Origin of the sequence: Acidovorax sp. Leaf191 (assembly GCF_001424425.1) — a bacterium.
GTDB lineage: Bacteria > Pseudomonadota > Gammaproteobacteria > Burkholderiales > Burkholderiaceae_C > Acidovorax.
Genome location: NZ_LMPT01000019.1, coordinates 1,288,284 through 1,308,094 on the forward strand (window position 1 = coordinate 1,288,284; position 19,811 = coordinate 1,308,094).

General features: G+C 63.6%; 18 protein-coding genes. 14 read left to right on the forward strand and 4 right to left on the reverse strand.

Features of this window, described 5'->3' with window-relative positions; genetic code table 11:
* Positions 1 to 135 precede the first annotated feature (135 nt).
* The 5 genes from ASG27_RS19925 (at position 136) to ASG27_RS19945 (ending at position 4,919) form a co-directional block, all read left to right on the forward strand.
* The gene (locus ASG27_RS19925) at positions 136 to 807 is read left to right on the forward strand and encodes a permease (RefSeq protein WP_156370496.1); all 672 of its coding nucleotides are present in this window, start codon (positions 136 to 138) and stop codon (positions 805 to 807) included.
* Positions 808 to 829: 22 nt separating this feature from the next.
* Positions 830 to 1,594 (forward strand): CPBP family intramembrane glutamic endopeptidase, encoded by a 765-nt coding sequence (locus ASG27_RS19930; RefSeq protein WP_056419794.1) that lies wholly within the window; start codon positions 830 to 832, stop codon positions 1,592 to 1,594.
* A gap of 1,053 nt (positions 1,595 to 2,647) precedes the next feature.
* A complete protein-coding gene (locus tag ASG27_RS19935) occupies positions 2,648 to 3,148 on the forward strand; it encodes a hypothetical protein (RefSeq protein ID WP_056419796.1) in 501 nt (166 codons plus the stop codon).
* A 93-nt stretch (positions 3,149 to 3,241) separates the two neighbouring features.
* Positions 3,242 to 3,865, forward strand: coding sequence for a superoxide dismutase (locus ASG27_RS19940; RefSeq protein WP_056419947.1), 624 nt, complete (start codon positions 3,242 to 3,244; stop codon positions 3,863 to 3,865).
* 151 nt (positions 3,866 to 4,016) lie between these two features.
* The gene (locus ASG27_RS19945; protein ID WP_056419950.1) at positions 4,017 to 4,919 is read left to right on the forward strand and encodes a ZIP family metal transporter; all 903 of its coding nucleotides are present in this window, start codon (positions 4,017 to 4,019) and stop codon (positions 4,917 to 4,919) included.
* Positions 4,920 to 5,044: 125 nt separating this feature from the next.
* Here the strand turns inward: ASG27_RS19945 and ASG27_RS19950 are convergent, their stop codons facing one another.
* Positions 5,045 to 6,274 carry a nucleoside recognition domain-containing protein gene (locus ASG27_RS19950; protein ID WP_056419798.1) on the reverse strand — a complete coding sequence of 410 codons (1,230 nt, stop codon included), beginning with the start codon at positions 6,272 to 6,274 and terminating at the stop codon, positions 5,045 to 5,047.
* 311 nt (positions 6,275 to 6,585) lie between these two features.
* Here ASG27_RS19950 and ASG27_RS19955 point away from each other — a divergent pair, with 311 nt between their 5' ends.
* The 7 genes from ASG27_RS19955 (at position 6,586) to ASG27_RS19985 (ending at position 13,132) form a co-directional block, all read left to right on the forward strand.
* Entirely contained in the window at positions 6,586 to 7,299 is a 714-nt protein-coding gene (locus tag ASG27_RS19955) for a YebC/PmpR family DNA-binding transcriptional regulator (RefSeq protein ID WP_056419800.1), read from the forward strand.
* An 83-nt stretch (positions 7,300 to 7,382) separates the two neighbouring features.
* Positions 7,383 to 7,712: a J domain-containing protein gene (locus ASG27_RS19960; protein WP_056419803.1), complete on the forward strand. Its 330-nt coding sequence runs from the start codon at positions 7,383 to 7,385 to the stop codon at positions 7,710 to 7,712.
* The gene (locus tag ASG27_RS19965; RefSeq protein ID WP_056419807.1) at positions 7,709 to 8,287 is read left to right on the forward strand and encodes a hypothetical protein; all 579 of its coding nucleotides are present in this window, start codon (positions 7,709 to 7,711) and stop codon (positions 8,285 to 8,287) included. Before ASG27_RS19960 ends, ASG27_RS19965 begins: the two co-directional genes overlap by 4 nt.
* A 156-nt stretch (positions 8,288 to 8,443) precedes the next feature.
* On the forward strand, positions 8,444 to 9,211 hold the full coding sequence (locus ASG27_RS19970) for a hypothetical protein (protein ID WP_056419810.1): 768 nt from the start codon (positions 8,444 to 8,446) through the stop codon (positions 9,209 to 9,211).
* A 102-nt stretch (positions 9,212 to 9,313) separates the two neighbouring features.
* Positions 9,314 to 10,603: a hypothetical protein gene (locus ASG27_RS19975; protein WP_056419813.1), complete on the forward strand. Its 1,290-nt coding sequence runs from the start codon at positions 9,314 to 9,316 to the stop codon at positions 10,601 to 10,603.
* Positions 10,604 to 11,091: 488 nt separating this feature from the next.
* Entirely contained in the window at positions 11,092 to 12,264 is a 1,173-nt protein-coding gene (locus tag ASG27_RS19980; RefSeq protein ID WP_056419952.1) for a GGDEF domain-containing protein, read from the forward strand.
* Positions 12,265 to 12,484: 220 nt separating this feature from the next.
* Positions 12,485 to 13,132, forward strand: a complete 648-nt coding sequence (locus ASG27_RS19985) for a DUF1569 domain-containing protein (RefSeq protein ID WP_235504084.1) — start codon at positions 12,485 to 12,487, stop codon at positions 13,130 to 13,132.
* Positions 13,133 to 13,316: 184 nt separating this feature from the next.
* Here the strand turns inward: ASG27_RS19985 and ASG27_RS26985 are convergent, their stop codons facing one another.
* From ASG27_RS26985 to ASG27_RS19990, 3 genes are all read right to left on the reverse strand, one after another.
* Complete coding sequence (locus ASG27_RS26985) at positions 13,317 to 14,717, reverse strand: hypothetical protein (RefSeq protein WP_156370497.1); 1,401 nt, start codon at positions 14,715 to 14,717, stop codon at positions 13,317 to 13,319.
* 48 nt (positions 14,718 to 14,765) lie between these two features.
* Positions 14,766 to 15,065, reverse strand: coding sequence for a hypothetical protein (locus tag ASG27_RS26990; protein ID WP_156370498.1), 300 nt, complete (start codon positions 15,063 to 15,065; stop codon positions 14,766 to 14,768).
* 249 nt (positions 15,066 to 15,314) lie between these two features.
* A complete protein-coding gene (locus ASG27_RS19990) occupies positions 15,315 to 15,842 on the reverse strand; it encodes a hypothetical protein (RefSeq protein ID WP_235504085.1) in 528 nt (175 codons plus the stop codon).
* A 150-nt stretch (positions 15,843 to 15,992) separates the two neighbouring features.
* On the opposite strand from ASG27_RS19990, the gene ASG27_RS19995 reads away from it, so the two are divergent.
* Together ASG27_RS19995 and ASG27_RS20000 are read left to right on the forward strand one after the other, a co-directional pair.
* Positions 15,993 to 17,522, forward strand: coding sequence for a winged helix-turn-helix domain-containing protein (locus ASG27_RS19995; protein WP_056419821.1), 1,530 nt, complete (start codon positions 15,993 to 15,995; stop codon positions 17,520 to 17,522).
* A gap of 172 nt (positions 17,523 to 17,694) precedes the next feature.
* On the forward strand, positions 17,695 to 19,809 hold the full coding sequence (locus ASG27_RS20000) for an NAD(P)/FAD-dependent oxidoreductase (protein WP_056419824.1): 2,115 nt from the start codon (positions 17,695 to 17,697) through the stop codon (positions 19,807 to 19,809).
* Positions 19,810 to 19,811: the final 2 nt, after the last annotated feature.

Here is a 19,811-nt window from a genome sequence, read left to right on the forward strand (position 1 = left end):
CCAGGCAGCGTTTCTGCCATCTGCCATCTGCCATCTGCGCCTTGTCTTTGAACGCTTACTATCGGCCAGATGGGTACATCGCCCTCGGTCACTTGGGCAGGTGAGTTGTTGCAAGCTTTGGGGGCGAAGCAAACCATGGATCTGATGAAGTTGCTGCGAAGTCTTGAGGAGTTCGTCTTCGAGGCGATAGCTCTGCTGTTCTTCTACCCCAAGACGCTGTTGCGAATCGTCTCAAGGCCGCTCCAGGCCATGGAGTACGCCGAGCAGGAAGAGACTGCGAACAAGCCCGATGCCTATGACAGTGCGGTGAGCCCGCCCTTGCTGTTGTTGCTCACGTTGCTGTTGGTCAATGCCGTGGGCACGGCATTGCATGTCTCGCAAGCCGCGGATGCCGCCCCCCTTGCCCGCCAGATTCTCAACTCTCCGCAGAACCTGCTGCTTTTTCGCAGCCTGCTCTTCAGTCTGATTCCGCTATCAGCCGCAGTGCTGCTGTTGAGAGCGCGCGGGCAACTCACGTCGCGTACCACTTTGCGCCAGCCTTTCTTCGCGCAGTGCTACCTGACCTCGCCATTTGCGTTGGTTGTTTCGATGGGCCTCATCGCCACACAATTGCACGAGCGCAGCACAGCAGCGGTAGGTGCGATTGCGTTCGCTTTGGCGTGCATGTGGATGCTGGGCGTTCAAGCCGCCTGGTTCCGCGTCAAGCTTGGCATCGGCTGGCTGGCTGCATTGGCCATCGGCTTCGGGCTCCTGGTGTGGTCCGGTGCGTGCGTGCTTGGCGTGGTGGCCTTGGTCGCCAGCTTTTGAGTTTGCAAAGGGTCTCACCATCGTGCGTCTCAAACCTCACTGGGTTATCGGGCTGGGCATCTACCTCGCCTATGCAGGCTGGGTGACTGCGGCATGGGCATTCTTTGGCATCGACTATGCGTCGCTGGGTACGTCGGCAAACCTGCTGCGGGGTGTCATCCTGCCGTTGGGCCTGGCGGCGTTTGCGCTGTGCATTTTCAACGGGCTGGCGCAATGGTGGCCACAGACCACCCGCGAACCCCGCATGCAGGCGCCCATGTATCAGCTCGCGCTGGCGCTGCCCATGTGCGCCTTCATTGCGCTGAACATTCAAGGTGCCGACTGGGCATCGATGGGGCTGCAGCATGCCCTGGTGCTGGCCGGGGCGATGCTGCTCGTGGGTTTTTGCGAAGAGATGGTCCATCGTGGCATCTTGCTGGTGTGCCTGCGCCATGCCCTTGGATCGGAAGCCTGGGTGTGGTTCTGGTCAAGCGCGCTCTTCGGCCTCATGCACGCCAGCAACGCGTTCTTTGGCCTTGGCGCGGCGGCGCTGCTGCAGGTGGTACTGGCGTTTTGCGCGGGCACGGCGCTTTATCTGCTGCGCCGGTTGACTGGCAGCCTCTGGGTCGCAATGCTCTTCCACGCCTTGTGGGACTTCTCGAGTCTGGCACATGCCCTGGGGCATGCCACTCAATCCGGCGCTGCACTCGCCGCTCTGGGAGCCACCTATCTGAGTGCATTTGTGGTACTGGTCCTGGTTCTGCGCAAAAGGCCGGAGGTGGTCATCAACACGTACGATCCAAGCTGACATGAGCAAGTATCTCGACGCAGAAAGCTAGGCTGTTGCAGGGGAGTCGGGGCGGTTGGTTTTGGCTTCCTGGACATCTGCCCTTGGCGTGCGACGTCGCGACCCTGGGTGAATCCGCATGTCTTTCAGAAGAAGTCGGTATCCAAAAACCTGTTTATGTTGCCGCAAGTTCCGCAGGTATTTCCTCAAAATTTCGCCAGGGATTCTCTGCACGAATCGAGCTGCCAAGTGTGCGCTGCGGATCGGGATGGAGTGCAAGGCGCAAAACGCAGCCATAGCCGTAGCTATTGCGAGTATTGGCAACGCCGCAGGCCGCCCGAGACCGCAGATGCACACGGCGCGATGATTCGTGCAGAGAGTCCCTAGGAGTCCCCATTGAATCGCCGCATCGTCACCATCTGTTTTGGAATCGCCACATTCGCGATCATTGGGGCGTCCTTGGCCCCTCTTTTGCTGCCCGCACCGACAACAAAATGCACACACCTCAGTACACCGGTTCGGTTTACGAGGATTGACAGCTTCCCCGTAAAGGTCAGTCGAGGCACACGCCAGTTTCCTCTGGTGGAATACAGTTACGTTGCTTCCGGCAAGAGCTATACCAGCACCAATATCTTCTGCGGAGCGAACGATAACGTCGTAGTGGACTGGAATAGAGTCGCCCAATTTTTTCATGATGCAAAGAATGGGGTGGACGTGGTGGCTTGGTTTGCCCCCTCCTCACCGGAGTCGGCATGCATCTCCATAACTTCCGAGTTCCGGTACTCCGTGGTGTCCAGCACATCCGCTCAATGTCGCTCAGACTGAGGCCGAGGATTCAACGAAGTGGACATGCACGGCAAGCTGGGCAGTTCCGCTCATTTCAACTCCGAGCGTCCGCTCTGCCAGCGCCAAAGGTCGCCTAAATTCAGCGCCAACGCATGCGGCGCTACCGCAACTGCCCGGCCAGCCTCCCAAATCCCTGCGCTAGACATTTTAATTGAGAATGCATATCATTTGCATGCCTGAGTACGCCACCTTCGTCCACCGCAAAAGGCTTCCCCCAGGAGCATTGCCATGGACACCGGCTTACACCCCCGCCCTCACCGACCCGCTGACACCCCCTACCAACCCGCCACGCTGACGCGCTGGCAGCATGCCGCGCAGCGCGCGCAGTCCGCACAGCAACTGGGTCAGTGGCGCATGGCCATGGCGTACCAGCACCAGGCACTGGCCCTGTCGCTGCAGCTTCTGGAGCGCACGCCGCCCGCAGGGCATGAAGACGACTGCATTGCTGCCGCCGTGGTCTCGCACCTCAACGTGGCCGACCTGCAGGCAGAGGCCGGGGCGCTGGCGGACGCCGCCGAGGTGCTGTGCCGTGCCCACGCCCTGTTGCTCAGCCTGATGGCCGACGCGCGCCATGGCGCGGCCCTGCAGCAGGCCGCCTGGCGCCACAGCCGCGAGACGCATGCCGCGCTGCTGCGGCATGTGCAGGCCCATGGCGCACAGCCCCTGATCACGCAGACCCTGTCGTTGGCCCATGTGGTGCATGCGGCCGGTGGGGCAGGGCACCACTGAATCCTGTCCTCTTTCTCGCGCTGTGCCTGTTCGCGGTCGCTGCACTACGTTCGCCGCGCTTTTTCCCCAACTTTTTTGCCTTTCAAGGACACCATGCCCCATACCTTGCCCGCCTTGCCGTACGCCTATGACGCGCTGGAGCCGCACATCGATGCCCGCACGATGGAGATCCACCACACCAAGCACCACCAGACCTACATCAACAACCTGAACGCGGCGCTGCAGGGCACGCCACATGCCGACCTGCCCATCGACGAGCTGGTGGCGCGGCTGGTGCTGCTGCCCGAAAACCTGCAGGGCCCTGTGCGCAACAACGGCGGCGGGCACGCCAACCACAGCCTGTTCTGGCGCGTGATGTCACCCCAGGGCGGCGGCCAGCCGCAGGGCGATGTGGCGCGCGCCATTGACGCCGATCTGGGCGGGTTCGATGCGTTCAAGGACGCCTTCACCAAGGCGGCACTCACGCGCTTTGGCAGCGGCTGGGCATGGCTGTCGGTCACCAAGGCGGGCCAGTTGGTGGTCGAAAGCACGGGCAACCAGGACAGCCCGTTGATGGCGGGCCTGATGTCCGGCCACACGCCCATCCTGGGCCTGGATGTGTGGGAGCACGCCTACTACCTGCAGTACCAAAACCGCCGCCCCGAATACATCGCGGCGTTCTACAACGTGGTGGACTGGGCCGAGGTCGAGCGCCGCTACGCGCTGGCCCGGGGCTGACAGGTCCATCAGGGCCGTACACGCCACACCGCAGCCCGGCAATCGACCCGCTCTGTACCGCCCCCTGATCAATCCAGCCCGACTGACCCCAGGAGCCACCATGCCCACCCCGCCCACCTCCCTGACGTCGCCGGACACGGCGGATGAACCGATGCTGCCCGCTGAGCCTGGCGCGCGCAGCGACGCTGCCTTGCACTGGCGGCAGTGGATCGGGCTGGGCATCGTCCTGCTCGGTGTGGTCGCGGCGTTCGCCCAGGTGTGGGCCTGGATTGCCAACCAGCCTGTGGTGCTGGGCGCCCTGTGGGGCGGGCTGGCTGCGGCGCTGGCCACGGCGCTGGGCACCTTGCCGGTGATGCTGTCGCAGCGGCTGTCCGAGCGCACGCAGGACACGCTGTTCGGCTTTGGCGCGGGCGTGATGCTGGCGGCGTGTTCGTTCTCGCTGATCATTCCGGGCATCCAGGCAGCGCGCGCTGGCGGCGCGGGGGTCTGGGGCGCGGGCGGCACGGTAGGGGCGGCCATCCTGCTGGGGGGGCTGGTGTTGCTGCTGATGGAGCGGTTGCTGCCGCACGAGCATTTCATCAAGGGGGTGGAGGGCGCGCAGGCATCGCGCACCCTGCGGCGCACCTGGCTGTTCGTCTTTGCCATCGGCCTGCACAACCTGCCCGAGGGCCTGGCGATCGGCGTGGCCTATGCCGGCGGCGACGCACTGCGCGCGAGCGCCCTGGCCACGGGCATCGCGATCCAGGATGTGCCCGAGGGCCTGGTGGTGGCCGTGGCGCTGCTCGCTGCCGGGTACCGCCGTTCGCTGGCGGTGGGGCTGGGCATGGCGTCGGGCCTGGTGGAGCCCGTGGGCGCCGTGCTGGGCGCAGCGGTGGTCAGCTATTCCGCCAGTCTGCTGCCCTGGGGCCTGGGCTTTGCGGCGGGTGCCATGCTCTTTGTGATCAGCCACGAGATCATTCCCGAGTCCCACCGCAAGGGGCACGAGGCCTGGGCCACGGGCGGGCTGATGGTGGGGTTTGTGATCATGATGCTGCTGGATACAGCCTTGGGTTGAATGCTACATTTTTTATAGCTGTCAGCGCTTGCTGGAAAGGCGATAGGGCCGGTTTTGATGCTGCATGGTGGCGATATCGGCATTGCCCCTAGGCATTTGCATTGCTTGGAGCAGGGCTTGGGCACTCACCCAAAGAACCAGTAGCACACCGCAATGGCCGCCACCACCCCGGCCAGTTCTGCCAGCAGCGCGCAGCCCACCGCGTGGCGGGCGCGCTGGATGCCCACGGCCCCGAAGTACACCGCCAGCACGTAGAACGTGGTTTCGGTGCTGCCCTGGATGATGGCGGCGGCCAGGGCCGCAAAGCTGTCCACGCCGTGCGTCTGCATGGTCTCGATGAGCATGGCGCGCGCCGCGCTGCCTGAAAACGGCTTGACCAGGGCGGTGGGCAGGGCGTCCACAAAGCGGGTGTCGGCACCCAGTTCGGTCACGCACCAGCGGATGCCGTCCAGCACGTAGCCCAGCGCGCCCGAGGCGCGGAACACCCCCACGGCGCAGAGCATGGCCACCAGGTAGGGCAGCAAGCCCTTGGCCACATCGAAGCCCTCGCGCGCGCCTTCGATGAAAGCCTCGTACACAGCCACCTTGCGCCAGGCGCCGATCGCGACAAAGGCGACGATGAGCGCAAACAGCGTGAGGTTGCCCAGCAGCGACGACAGCTGCGCCAGCGCCGCGCCGCTGAGCGTGGCCAACAGCGCCATGAAGCCACCCAGCAGCAGCGCCACAGGCAGCAAGTAGGCCAGCACCACCGTGCTCCACAGCGGCAGCCGCTGTACCACCGCCACGCTGACCAGCCCCACCAGCGTGGACGCGGACGTGGCCAGCAGGATGGGCAGGAACACCAGCGTCGGGTCCGGCGCGCCCTGCTGCATGCGGTACATGAAGATGGTCACCGGCAGCAGCGTGAGGGACGACGCGTTGAGCACCAAAAACAGGATCTGGGCATTGGTGGCGGTGTCGGGCTCGGGGTTCAGCTCCTGCAGCGCCTTCATGGCCTTGAGGCCCATGGGCGTGGCGGCGTTGTCCAGCCCCAGCGCGTTGGCGGCAAAGTTCAGCGTCATCAGGCCCAGGGCCGGGTGGCCGCCGGGCACCCCCGGCATCAGCTTGGCGAACAGCGGCGCCAGCCACCGCGCCAGCGCATCGACGATGCCGGCCTTCTCGGCAATGCGCAGGAACCCCAGCCACAGCGTGAGCGTGCCGAACAGCAGCACCATCACCTCGACCGACAGCTTGGCCATGGCGAACAGGGCTTCCACCATGGCCGCGAAGATCTGCGCGTTGCCGCCCACCAGCCATTGCGCCAGCGCGGCCACGGCCGCCGTCAGAAAAAAGCCCAGCCACAGGGTATTGAGCATCAGGAGTCCGTCATTCCAGGGAAGTGGGTTGGTCGCGTAAAGAGCGGGGGTGCCTAGCAATGGACTTTTCATCCGCTGCTTTCTGTCTGCCTGCTTGTCTATTTGCCTTTCTGCGAGGTTACCTTTCCTTGTGCAGGGCAGGGTCTGGCGGCGTGGCACCAGGGCAACGGTGGCCACAGTGGTACCCTATAGGGTTCGGTTCCGTTCACCGCAGGCGGCTTTTTACAGCCTGTGTCCTGCGCTGACGCAGAGCCGCCCGTACAAGGCGCCCCGGCGCGCCGCACACCAACACCAAGGAAAAGAGGTCCATCATGGGCGCGCAGTGGAAGGCAAAGGGCAAGGCGTTGGTCGCCGATGCCAAGGGCAAGCTGTTTGGCAAGCTGGTCAAGGAAATCACCGTGGCCGCACGCGGCGGCGCCGACCCCGCCAGTAACTCGCGGCTGCGCCTGGTGGTCGAGCAGGCCCGCAAGGTGTCCATGCCCAAGGACACGCTCGAGCGCGCCATCAAGAAGGGCTCGGGCACCGGTGCCGACGCGGTCAACTACGAACGCGTGATCTACGAAGGCTTCGCGCCCCACCAGGTCGCCGTGATGGTCGAATGCCTGACCGACAACGTCAACCGCACCGCCCCTGAAATGCGCGTGCTGTTCCGCAAGGGCCAACTGGGCACCTCGGGCTCGGTGGCGTGGGACTTCAACCACGTCGGCATGATCGAGGCCGAACCCGCCAACGCCGATGCCGACCCCGAACTGGCCGCCATCGAAGCGGGTGCGCAGGACTTCGAAGCCGGTGACGAAGAAGGCACCACCACCTTCTGGACCGACCCGACCGACCTGGACCTGGTGAGCCGTGCCTTGCCCGCCCACGGCTTTACCGTGCTGTCGGCCAAGCTGGGCTACAAGCCCAAGAACCCGGTGAACCCCGCCAGCCTGAGCGCCGAGCAGCTCGAAGAGGTCGAAGCGTTCCTGGCGGCCATCGACGGCAACGACGATGTGCAGAACGTGTTCGTGAGCCTGGGCGCGTGAAGCAGCGCGCTGCAGCGTTCACCGCCTGCCCGGCGCGGGCTGCCTGCCGCGCAGGGGCCGGCGCACATGGAGAGGGCTGATTCATGACCGCAGACCACTACGCAGCGCTCGGGCTCGCGCCCAACGCGTCGCTGGCGGACATCAAGAAGGCCTTTCGCCAGAAGGCGTCGTTCTACCACCCGGACCGCAACGACGCGCCCGACGCCGCACAGCGGTTCCAGGCGGTGCAAAAGGCCTACGAGGTGCTGTCGGACGACACCGCCCGCCAGGCCTACGACGACAACCGCCGCCGCAACCTGCTGGACGACCCGCTGCAGACCGCGCAGGAAATCTGGCAGACCTACGCCCGCGACATTCTTTCCTCGTCGTCCTCTTCGTCCTCGTCTTCATCTTCCTCTTTGCCCGTTCAGTGAAACTTTCTCCCTACTTCTATGACCTGCGTTCGGCCTACCAGGCCGAGCTCGACGATCTGGTGTCCGACTCCGAAGGCAAGGACGTGCTGCGCAAGCGCCTGGCCGAAAAGCGCAATGAAATCGCCTTCCTGGTGCAGATGATGGAGCTGGCGCCCGAGATGGTGGCGGTGGCCTTTCACCAGGGCTTTCGGTTTGCAAAACCGGCGGCGGTGGAGCACCTGCTGGGCCTGCCCCAGGATGAACTGCCCGACTGGCACAGCCTGACCCACGCCGTCACGCTGGAACCCTGGGCGCAGAGCCTGGCGCAAACCGTGTTGCGCGAGCCGCAGGGCGCGCGGTTTCTGGCGGTGGCCGCCGGGCTCGAATACACGCTGCTGCACGCCCGCATGGCCCCCGCCGCGCAGGCTGCAGACGCCGATGGCGACGACGCCGAAGACGGTGAAGACGCCGCGGAACACGACGACGACTTCAACACCCTGAGCGCCGACGACGCGGCAGACCCGCAAAACAGCCGCACGCGCGAAGAGGCCAGCTCCAACTGGCTGTCGGACGTCGGCTTCGACCGGAAGGATTGAGCCCCCCCTGAGGCGCTGCGCGCCTTACCCCCGTGGGGGGACGCCTCCGGTGGACCGGCTAAGCCGGATCCACGGTGGCGCTGGCGATGGACGCGCGCCGGTCTCGGGCGCGTTCTGGAAACGACGAGACATTCTCTTGAGAGCTGAGGTACGACCATGAGCAACGACAGCAACAACACCCACCTGGCCCTGATCACCAAGACCACCAGCCTGATTGCGGCGGGTGACATCGTGGGCGCAGAGTCGGCGCTGGCCGAGCTGGCCGACACCGACGGCGACGGCGCGCTGATGGTGGTGCTGGACCAGCTCGCGCCCAAGGACATCCTGGCGGTGATGCGCGAGTACGACGACTCCAAGGCCTCGGTGGTGAACCTGCTGGTCACGCCCGAGCAGTTCGCGCGCGCGATGGTGCTGGAAAAACAATACAAGGACCTCACGCACACGCACCTGCGCAACATGGTCAATGCGGTGGTCTTCCGCGACGACGCGGACCCGGTGGAATTCCTCACCGCCATTGGCGACCTGGAAGGCGGCGCCGAGGCGCTGGCCAACTACTTCGCCGAGAAGTGGAGTCGCATCGAGGCGTTTGCCCGCACCGGCACCTTCGACGCGGTCGAAGACTACGGCGTCACGCTCACCGACGATGAACTGCTGGCGTCCGGCTATGTGCAGCCCCGCGTCGACCAGGACGAGGTCGCCGACCGCGACTGGATGCAGATGGCCTGGCTGCTGCGCTACGAATGCCGCGACCTGTTCATCGAAATGCTGCTGGTGCTGCGCGCCAAGGCCCGGGCGTTCGACCTGGGCCTGGAGGAGGGCGACGAGCCCGCCGAAGAGGACGATGGCAAGTTCGAAACCAGCGAGACCGACCGCGGCAAGGCCACACCGGCTGCGCGGGCCTCGGATGAAGAATCCGCTATCTAGATGGCAACCCCCTGTGGCGGGGCGGCCCTTGCGCGGCGGCCCTGGCTGGGGCCGCGCCAGTTTCGTGACACCGCGACGACGCGCAGCGCGATGGAAACCTGAATGACATTGCCTCACACACCACCCACCGATTCGCCTGCCGCACCCGGCGCGCTGCAACTGCACGATGCCCGCCCGTTCTTCGACAAGGCCCTGGCCTACGGTGTAGCGCACGGCATCATCGGCGCGGACCGGCTCGCAGCCATCCACACCGATGCCCCCAAAGGCATGGTGCAGATCGCGCGCTACTTCGGCAGCGAGTTCCTGCGGCCCGAGCTGGAAAAAGCGCGGGACCGCATGGTCAACCTCGTGAGCCTGTACCTGCTGGACACCACCGGGGGCGATCTGCACGAGGCGGCCGTCTCGTTGCGTGACAACTCCTTCCTGTCGCGCTCCAAGGGTGGCTCCGACATGCTCAAGCGCCTGATCGCCATGCCCGAGAGCAGCAACTTCGGCATGGCGGGCTATGCCGATGCGGAGACTCCGCTGCTGGCCGTGTGGTCGCTGCGCAGCCATGCCGACTACCGCGCCGAGCTCGCGCGCCGCACGCAGACCGCGGCCGCCATCGGCGCAGCCCGGTGGCTGGCGCAGCAGTACGACCTGGACGAAGACGAGCTGGAAGCCGCTGGCGCCGATGCCGAAGCGGTCATCCGCACCGGCCTGCTCATGCAGGCGCTCGCCCCCCGGGCGATGGAGCTGGGCGAATGGCCCAATGCCGTCGGGTTCGACAAACTCGTCACCGCCTTGCGCAAGAAGAAGGTGACGGCCCCGGCCACGCTTCGTGTGCCGGCGGGCCTGCCCGCGGACTTGCGGGGCGCTGTCGAGGCGCAATGCGCCGCCGTGCTGGCCGACCTGCCCAGGCTGCTGGACACCGCCGCGCCCCTGCGCAACCTGCTGCGCCCTACAGGCACCTTCCGTGCGCGGTACTTTTTGCTGGACGACCCCCTGGCCGAGGTGGACGACTACCACCGCAGCCTGGACGAACTCGATGCCGACGAAGAGCCTCCGCAGCCTGCCAGCAAGACCTGGGCGAAAACGGTGCAGGGTAACGACGACGAGCACTCGCTGCTGACGCTGTTCCTGTGCCTGGCGGCCGGGGTGCCCAAGAAGACCCTGCTGACCGAGAAGACCGCCGCCAGCCTGCTGCGCAAGGTCCGCAAGTCCGGCTGGCAGCCCGCACTGGCCACCGACTTCATTCAGGGCCACGCCAGCGGCGTGCACCAGCAGGACTACGCCACGCTGTGGGCCGGCTTCGTGCAGGATGCAGAGAAGACCTTGCTGAGCGACATGGACTACCAGATGCACGACGCGCTGGCGCTGCTGCGCCGCGAGTGCAACGTCGTGGGCGACTGAAGCCGCTGACGACACCGACGAGACTGACGTCGTAGCGCCCGGGCGCTGCGCCGGGTCGCCACGGCCGCTCTGGGCCGCCATGCATCGGTGCCGCGCCACGGACCGCAGCTTGGCCCGCACGCACAGAGCTTTCGGAGCGATGATGAATATGCCGTCGGAGTTCAGGCCACCATCCGGTGCGTCCCAGTGCCGGTCGCGTGCGCTGGTATCGAGTTAGAGCCACCTGCAGCAGCCCGGTGCGGCCTTGCTCAGACATCAAACCGCACCGCGTCAATGGCATCGCACCGGCTGCGCCGCACACAGGGGCGAGCGACTTGCTTCACTGTCATCCGCATGAGGTCATGCTCGGTTAACATGAGGCCGCTTTCATGCCCTGCAGCGTGCGCTCTTGGATGATCGATCTGTCTGAGACGCCGAGCCTGCAGGGTAGACCAAGCCCGTGCCCGCGGCCCACCAGCCCCAGTTTTCTGCCCAGCTTCTTCGCGTACGTGCACAGTCCCACCCTCGTCATTCTGGCGGCCCTGCTGGCTGCGCTGGTTACCTCCGTGCTCTACGCCGTGTGGTACTTCCACCGGAACATTCCTGGCCTGCGCCTGTGGGTGCTGTCCTTTCTGGGGGCGACGGTGTTCAGCACCACACTGCTGCTGCGCACCTTCATGCCCGAGGTGGTGTCGGTGCTGCTGGCGCAGGCCTCCATCGCCCTGGCCTCGTACACCTGCCTGATGGGCAGCCGTGCCTATGTCGGCCGCAGTCCCCTGGGGCATGGCGCCGCCGCGGTCGGCATGGTGCTGCTGCTGGCGCTGTCGGCGTATTTCACGGTGGTGCACCCGCATCCGGGCGCGCGGTTTGCGCTGGCGGGTCTTTTCTCGGGGCCCTGCTTTTTGCTCACGGCGCGCACGCTCGCGCGCGGCGGCTTTCGCAATGTACCGGTGCGCTACCTGGTGGGGACGGCGATTGGCGCGCACGGGCTGTTCGTGCTGGTGCGGCCCGCGCTGTTCAAGCTGTCGTCGCCGCTCACGGGCTTTCAGTGGAACGACGAGCTGCTCGAGCTGCTGTCCCAGTTCGTGGTGCTGGAGGCCACGCTGGCGCTGGTGCTGATCGGCTTCGGCGTGCTGATGCTCACGCACGAGTTCACCACGCGCGAGTTGCGCCACTTGGCCGAGGTCGACCCGCTGACCAGCGTGTTCAACCGCCGCGCGTTCCTCACGCTGCTGGACAAGGCGATCAGCAACGCGCAGCGCACGCAATCGGCGCTGCCCGTGCTGGTGATGGACCTGGACCATTTCAAGCGCATCAACGACACCTGGGGCCACCACTGCGGCGACGATGTGCTGCGGCACTTCGTGCAGCTGGCGGGCCGCTGCCTGCGCAAGGAAGACGTGATGGGGCGGCTGGGCGGGGAGGAGTTTGCGATCTTTTTGCCCAATGCGGATGGGCTGGGCGCGGCGGCGGTGGCCGAGCGCTTGCGCTCCACGGTCGAGTCCCAACTGGTGGAGAGCCTGGGGCCACAGGGCCGCAACGGCCCGCCGCTCACGGTGAGCGTCGGCGTGGCGCTGTTTGCCGAACCCGACACGGGCGAGGCCGTGCTGCAACGGGCCGACGAGGCCATGTACCTGGCCAAGCAGCGCGGCCGCAACCGCGTGGAGGTGCTGCAGCGGTAAAGGCGGCGAAGGGCGCGCGGGTGCATGGCTGCATGGCTGCACGCCCATCAGGCTGACCCGATCGATAGCGCATGCGCGGGTTGCCGGGCCGGGCGTGCTGCCGCGCTCGAATGCGGCTTGTGTCGCCTGCCCGACCTTGGCCGGCAGCTGGTGGGTGGCTGCCGGGCGGGGCGCGGTCGCACAATGGCAACCCCTTCCCCCACCTTCGTAAGAACCCCCGATGAGCGAGCAGACCGGCATGGCAGGCACAACACGTGGCGGTGCGGCTGCACCACGATCAGGCAGGGGAATCCGGGCCCCGTCGCACACGCGCCGACGCGTGCTGGCGCTGGGCTCTGGCGTGGCTGCAGTGGGAGTGGCTGCGGGCGCCGGATACCTGCTCTACCAGCCCAGCCATGACCGGCAACTGGTCTACGCCCGCGTCAGCGACGCCATGAAGGAAGTGGACCGCCTGCACGCCGCGTCCGCCCAGCCAATCGCGCCCGCCACGGCGTGGAGCTGGTCGCAGACGCTGGAGCACTGCGCGCAGAGCATCGAGTTTTCGTTGGCGGGCTTTCCCGAGCCGAAGTCGGCGGTGTTCCAGCACACGGCCGGGGCCGCGGCGTTCGGCCTCTTTGCCTGGCGCGGCCGCATGAGCCATAACCTGGCGGAGCCCATTCCGGGTGCGCCGGCGCTGACTGCGCCCACAGCGGATGCATCAGCCGCCATGGCCCGACTGAAAGCCGCCGTGACAGCGTTTGAACTGCACCCAGGGCCGCTGCATCCGCACTTTGCCTATGGCATGCTCAGCCGCTCGCAGTACGAGCATGCCCATGCCATGCATCTGGCCAACCACCTGTCTGCGTTTGACGCGCGCATTGCTCGTTGACCGACTGACCCGCTTGGCGGTCAGGTTTGATGGATGAAGCAACCTGGGATGTGCACCAAGACCTGGGTGGAGCGGGCAGGCTGCAGCCCTTTTTGGCCATGGGTCATGTGAGGAAGGTATCACCGGCCCCGCCGATCGGTGCTCGATGGCGAGTTGCGGACCATCGTTTTTGATGAGTCTGTCATTACCGGTCAAAATATTTCGCGGGCAATGCAAGTGCGGTATTCGGAATCTCAATAAGCTGCGTATCGAGCCACGCTTGAGGTGCCGGATTGGATGGATTTTTTGCGTAGGCTCCCACATAAGGCGCCATTCGCGTGGTTTGGTAGACAGTGGGCGTCCATTCAGCCGGTGCCAGAAACAACGTGGTGCCTCTTTTTTCACTGTATGGACATGCACCGTACGTAGATATGTTCCACAACGTCTGCGTGTAGGTTTCATAGTCCGCAGTGTGACGCTTTGAGCCGATCGAGTACGGCCAGCCTTCAAGTTGGAAAAAGCTGTTGTAATCCCCGGGGCGCGCCAGCGGATTGTTGACCGTACGACCCGTGAGGAACGAGAGAATAAGACCGCAGCCCGGTGGAGAAAAATCGCTGGATATATCCAGGTAGTACGTTCCCGTCACGTTGAGTAAACCCGTATAGTGTGAATTGCCAATGTCGTGCTTTTTTGTCAAAGCGCTGGACTTCAGCATCTCATCCATGGGCATGACACTACCGGTCGACGATGGCAGATCATCTTTTGCGCAGATTGTGACGAAGTGGCCGCCGCCCAGTAAAAGTGTCAAAAAACATGTGACGGTATCTGAATTCCAGAAATTTCCAGCATCGATGAATGGCATCGGCATATAGCCGCTGAGCAAGTAGGAAATGGGCTCGGAATTTTCGACTGGCGCCATCGTGGGAAGCCAGAGGGTGAGTGGTCCGCTTGAGCTTGCGGTCACAATATAGTGTTTAAGAAAATCGAGAAGAGCGATGTCGTCGCTGTTGCAGATGCCGGTCTCCGTGCCTTGCCATTGATCCAGAAACACTGCTGCAGCCCCAGCCAGCTGTCCGCCTGTGAAGTCTGCGGGCATGACGTAGCCGCTCTTGCAAGGCTCACTCGGTGTTGCTGAAATCTGAGATGCAGATCGAATGTTGGGCCCGAACATGCTGTTGGAGAAGTCTTGGCCATTTTCAAATGGCGGATTTGCCAAAATACCCAGCGGTACTACGTAGCCGCCATCTGGACCAGAAGGTACGCTGTGATAGAGGTTCAGCTGCGGTGCAATGGATGTGCCTTGGTAGACAGGCGCGTTGAATTCGCCGATCACTCCGACTGGCAAGCTGATGACAATACTCGCAGGTCCCCCTTCAGGATTTACGGTGTAATTTATGATCAATAGATAATCTTCTGCGACGAGCTGAAAGTTGCCGGCGCAGCCAGTCATTCCATTCGCGCTTATGTTTATCGCCCCATTAGGTGCTACCGACGGGGCGGATGGAGTGGGGGATGATCCAATGGTAGATGTCGGATTGTCAAATGTGAGCGAGACCGACAATCGATTGACGATCAATAAGTTGATGCTCGTTTCCACAGAAGGCATGTGCATTTCCGAGTTGATTGAATTCCCCCACCCGTCCGCAAATTAACTCTATGCTTGATTCAGCGTAACGCTAAAGTTGGAAGTTGCGTTCCGAGGATTGGCTATATAGTAATTTTTCCCCGTGGTGAGCTTTCCGCCGGGGACAACGGTTCCATTTGTCGCGTCTTTGACAGGCGTTGGGTCTTCCTTGAGCGAAATGTCTTGTTTGATATCAAACACGATGCCAGAGGGCAATGACAAGGTAATGGATCCACCGTCATCGCTGATGAGCGTAAAGTTCGGTCCGGACCGATGGGATTGGCCGGATTCGGGTTTTGGCAGCGAGGTTCCTGCGGCAATGACAGTCATTTTGAATTCCTTCGATTTGTGAAATTTAACAATAAAAATCGGCAGCTTGTTTTACAGTTGCCGATCGCTTCAATTGAGCATTGCTCAGTGCGTAGCTTGAATTCATCGCCCATTTGCGAAACAGGCCATTACATTCATAAAATCCGAGGAGGTATTTGATTGATAGAATGCTCGGTATTCAATGTAATAAATATGAATTTTTGATGGGCAAATTGGTTTTATTTCTTCAGGCCTATCAAATTTTATAGATCAGCAAGCGCCGAAGAGGGTGACGTTGGCGATGACGCTACCGTTCAGGTAGATCGTGGCCTTCAGGCCGGTGGGAATGAAGCTGCCGCAGGTTTGGGCGCACACCTTGATCTGACCGCCCACTGGAATATGCACTGGGGAGGTCACGCAGTAATTGCCATAGATCGGAATGGTGAAGCAGATCTTGTTGGTGGACGCGTTGTAACTTGCGCCAACGCAGACGGAAAGCTTCAGCGCATGGACGCCTTCCAGCTGCGCAGCTACGCCAGCATTGGCCTGCAAGGCCTGTGCGTGGCTGTTGCCTTCGGCGAAACCGGCTTCCGCAAAGTTGGGCACTTGGGCAGAGTTGTCATTGGCATTGTTTTGGTTGCAATTGCAGTCAGACATGGCTTTTCCTTGGAAATGGGATTTTCTGAAATTAATGCCGGCGTCGGAAGTGACTTGGTCCGGCATTTTCTCATGATGCTTTTGATTAATTTTAAATATCGATTTGATAATATTTAAAATGTTTTCTTTTTTGCGCTTCATGAGTGAAGGAATTCTCTGTCGTGCGTGGCCATATTGGCCTTAAGGCAAGCTGGCAAAAACTTAATAGTCCTTAAAAAATTCTTGATGTAGAGTCCGCCGGGCCACCTGAGGGGTGCATTGCACAGGTGATGAGAAACAGAGGCCAAGACCATGGAATTCACGTTTTCCCACTTCACGCTGAGGGTTCACGAGCGACAGTTGCTTTCCTACGGGAAGCCCGTCTTGCTGGGAGCGCGCGCTTTCGATGTGCTGTGCGCCCTGGTGCACAAGGCCGGCGGACTGGTGACCAAATCGGAGTTGTTCAGCCTGGTATGGCCGGGCGTGGTGGTGGAGGAAAACAACCTGCAGGTGCACGTGTCCTCACTGCGCAAGCTGCTGGGCTCCGAGGTGATCGTGACGATCCCCGGGCAGGGTTACAGGTTCGTGGCGCACGTTGCGCCGGTGGTGGTGGACGGCAGCGCCTCGGAGCTTCTGCCGTCCGTGGTGTCCAGTGCGTCCCGTTCGGTGGCAGTGCTTCCTTTCGGCGTCGCCGCGGGAATGTCCGACGACGGGTATCTGGCCGATGGAATGGCCGAGGACATCATCAACCGGCTCTCCCGGTCGCGATGGTTGTACGTGATAGCCCGCAACTCGTCGGTGAGCTACCGGCACCCACTGCCTGCGAGCGGCACCATCAGCCGCGAGCTGGGGGTCCGGTATCTCGTCTCCGGTTTTATCCGTTGGACCGGCAAACGCCTGCGGATCACCGCAGAGCTCATCGATGGACCGCGCAATGAAACCATCTGGGCGCAGAGCTTCGACAGGCCGGCGGACGACCTCTTTCAGGTGCAGGACGAAATATCGGCCGCCATCGTGAGCGCCATCGAGCCCGCCTACCTGCGGCGCGAAGAGTGGGCCAGCAGCCAGTCCACACCCCGTGACCGCGAGCATTGGGAGCTGTTGATGCGTGCACGCTGGCATTTCTGGCGCACCACGCGGGAACACATGGACAAGGCAGAGCACTTTGCGAAAAAGGCGCTGCAGGCCAAACCCGACGATCCGCCGACCCTGGCCATGCTCGCTTTCATCTTGATGTCGCGGGTATGGGCAGGCTGGTCGGAGTCTCCCCGCATGGACATAGCCGAGGCCAACCGGCACGCCCTGCTGGCCGTCAGCCACGACGACAACGACGCCTTCGCGCATTTCACGCTGGGCACGGTGCTGTCGTTCTCGCGCAATTTTCCGCAGGCGATCTCCGAGCAGGAACATGCGCTGTCCATCTACCCGCAACTGGCCGCTGCTGCCGGCGAACTGGGGCGCCTGCTGGCGTTTTGTGGACGCACCCAGGAGGCTGCAAGCTACGTGCTGCAGGCCTGCGAGGCCAGTCCGCTCGATCCGCACCTGAGCCTGTGGCTGCGCACGCGAGCCCTGGCAAGCTTCATCGAGCGCGACCATGAGGCCGCGTTGAAGTTTGCCTTGCAGGCGCTGTCCAAGCGGCCGGACTGGTTCTTCAACCACTACCTCCTGGCGGCATGCCAGGTAGCCGCCGGCCATGTCGAAGATGGCCAGCAAACCCTGCGGCAGGCCCAGAAATTCGGGCCTTACACCATGCAGGCCTTGAAGGCCGGACACCCCTTCGCAGCCGAGGCGCATCTCAACGAGTACACGCACTGCCTTCGCCAGGCGGGCTGGAGCGAGTGACCCCGCACAGCCACGCGTCCATGGGCTTGGCCGTCGGACGTCATGCGTCATGCGTTATGCGTCATCGGTCATGCGTCATCCGTTATTCGCAAGTTGCCAGTCCTTAGTTTTTAGTTTTTAGTCATTCATTCATCCACAACAAGCCGCCTGAAATTCACTGGAGAGGGAAACCATGCCTGAAACGAATGCACCCCAGAAGATCGCCATCCTCGGAGGCGGCCTGGCCGCGCTGACGGCTGCCTACGAGCTGACCCGCCAGCCGGGCTGGCAGCAAAAGTACGAGATCACCGTGTACCAGATGGGCTGGCGGCTGGGCGGCAAATGTGCGACCAAGCGGGGGCCCAACAACCGCATCGAAGAGCACGGCATCCACGGGTTTCTGGGCAGCTACTACAACGCGCTGCCGTTGATGGCCGACTGCTACAAGGCGCTGGGCCGCCCGGCCGACGCCAAACTCGCCACGTTCGAGCAGGCGTTCCTGCCTGAGAGTTTCGTGCTGATGTGGGAGTTCGAGAACGGCGGCTTCAAGCGCTGGCCCATGACCGTGCCGACCAACTCGCTCACTCCGGACGATGCCTCCTCCCTGCAGACCATCCGGCATTGGATCGGCGGCCTGGCCGAGACTGCGCAGGGCCTGATCGACCCCCAGGCCGTGCCGGGCCTGAGCGAGATCCACCAACTGGAATTGCGCGCCGGGCAGGACCTGCTGCGGCGCCTGCAGGCTGCCGTGCTGGATGAGAACGCCGAGCTGGCGGAGAACCACCCCGTGCTCGACGAAGTGTGGAGCTGGCTGAACGCCCGGCTGAAGGCGTTGATCGAGGGCAACGACGACCTGCGGCGCCTGTACATCCTGCTCGAATACCTGATGGCCATCGTGCGCGGCGTGCTGGCCGACCGCATCATCGAGCGGGGCTTCGATGTGATCGACAACGAGAATTTCAGCGACTGGCTGACCCGCCACGGCGCGTCGGTCATGACGGTGTCGTCGCCGCTCGCGCTCAATACCGTCAACCTGTCCTACCAATACCCGCAGGGCGACACGGCCCGCACGGCCAGCATGGCGGCAGGTGCGTATCTGCACTGGTCGCTGCGCAGCTATGCGTACATGGGCGCGTTCGCCTGGCTGTTTGCCGCAGGCACCGGCGAGACCGTGATCGCGCCGCTGTACCTGGTGCTGCGCCAGCGCGGCGTGCAGTTCGAGTTTTTCCACAAGGTCGAGAACCTCGCGCTGTCGGCCGACGGCGAGTCGGTGGCCGCGGTGCAACTGGGCGTGCAGGCCACGCTGGTCAATCCGGAGGCTCCTTACGAGCCCCTGGTGCCGGTCGAGGGCCTGCCCTCGTGGCCAGCCGGCCCAGGCTATGACCAACTGGTGCAAGGCGATGCGCTGCGCGAGCAGAACATCGACCTGGAGTCGTACTGGACGCCGTGGAAGAACGTGGCCCAGAAGACCCTGAAGGCCGGCGAAGACTTCGACCAGGTGGTGCTCGCCATTGCGGTGGGTGCCGTGCCTTACCTGTGCAAAGAGCTGCTGGCCGCGCGCCCCGCGTGGCGCACCATGGTCGAGAAAGTGCCTACCGTACAAACGCAAACCATGCAGGTGTGGCTCAACCGCAGTACCACCGACCTGGGCTGGGACATTCCCCTGAAGAACCCCACGGACACGGTGATCGGCGCCACCTACATGAACCCGCTGGACGGCCAGGTGGACTTCACCCATCTGCTGCCGTGGGAGTCGTGGCCGGCCAGCCAGACGCCCAAGTCCCTGTGGTACTTCTCGGGTGCCATGGCCGACTACGAGCCACCGCCGCCGCTCACCGACACCGACTACCCGGCGCGGGCCCATGCGCGGGTCAAGGCGCAGTGCATTCAGTACCTGCAGGTGTGCATGGGACCGCTGCTGCCCAAGTCCACCACCAATGTGGTCTCGCCACCGGGCGACCCGACCGGCATGGATTTCAGCCTGCTGCAGGACCACGACCCGGCCAATGCAGGGCAGGGCGTGCAGCGGTTCGATCAGCAGTTCTGGCGCGCCAACATCGACCCGTCCGAGCGTTACGTGATCAGCCCGCCGGGCAGCACGGCCGCACGGCTCAAGGCTTGGGAGTCCGGTTTCAGCAACCTGGTGCTGGCGGGCGACTGGATCTACACCGGCCTGAACGTGGGCAGTGCCGAGGGTGCCACCATGGGCGGGCGGCTCGCGTCGCATGCCATCAGCGGATACCCGGCGTTGGAAGACATCGTGGGGTATCCGGTGCCGGCAGCGACTCCGCCCACATCGCCGGTTTAGTG

Bases quoted from the DNA above. Each gene is read 5' to 3' on its own strand.
- ASG27_RS19935 (WP_056419796.1), top strand. From the start codon at position 2,648: ATGGACACCGGCTTACACCCCCGCCCTCACCGACCCGCTGACACCCCC.
- ASG27_RS19955 (WP_056419800.1), top strand. From the start codon at position 6,586: ATGGGCGCGCAGTGGAAGGCAAAGGGCAAGGCGTTGGTCGCCGATGCC.
- ASG27_RS19985 (WP_235504084.1), top strand. From the start codon at position 12,485: ATGAGCGAGCAGACCGGCATGGCAGGCACAACACGTGGCGGTGCGGCT.
- ASG27_RS19925 (WP_156370496.1), top strand. From the start codon at position 136: ATGGATCTGATGAAGTTGCTGCGAAGTCTTGAGGAGTTCGTCTTCGAG.
- ASG27_RS19975 (WP_056419813.1), top strand. From the start codon at position 9,314: ATGACATTGCCTCACACACCACCCACCGATTCGCCTGCCGCACCCGGC.
- ASG27_RS19950 (WP_056419798.1), bottom strand. From the start codon at position 6,274: ATGCTCAATACCCTGTGGCTGGGCTTTTTTCTGACGGCGGCCGTGGCC.
- ASG27_RS19960 (WP_056419803.1), top strand. From the start codon at position 7,383: ATGACCGCAGACCACTACGCAGCGCTCGGGCTCGCGCCCAACGCGTCG.
- ASG27_RS19990 (WP_235504085.1), bottom strand. From the start codon at position 15,842: ATGAAGCGCAAAAAAGAAAACATTTTAAATATTATCAAATCGATATTT.
- ASG27_RS19970 (WP_056419810.1), top strand. From the start codon at position 8,444: ATGAGCAACGACAGCAACAACACCCACCTGGCCCTGATCACCAAGACC.
- ASG27_RS26985 (WP_156370497.1), bottom strand. From the start codon at position 14,717: ATGCCTTCTGTGGAAACGAGCATCAACTTATTGATCGTCAATCGATTG.
- ASG27_RS20000 (WP_056419824.1), top strand. From the start codon at position 17,695: ATGCCTGAAACGAATGCACCCCAGAAGATCGCCATCCTCGGAGGCGGC.
- ASG27_RS19940 (WP_056419947.1), top strand. From the start codon at position 3,242: ATGCCCCATACCTTGCCCGCCTTGCCGTACGCCTATGACGCGCTGGAG.
- ASG27_RS26990 (WP_156370498.1), bottom strand. From the start codon at position 15,065: ATGACTGTCATTGCCGCAGGAACCTCGCTGCCAAAACCCGAATCCGGC.
- ASG27_RS19995 (WP_056419821.1), top strand. From the start codon at position 15,993: ATGGAATTCACGTTTTCCCACTTCACGCTGAGGGTTCACGAGCGACAG.
- ASG27_RS19945 (WP_056419950.1), top strand. From the start codon at position 4,017: ATGCTGCCCGCTGAGCCTGGCGCGCGCAGCGACGCTGCCTTGCACTGG.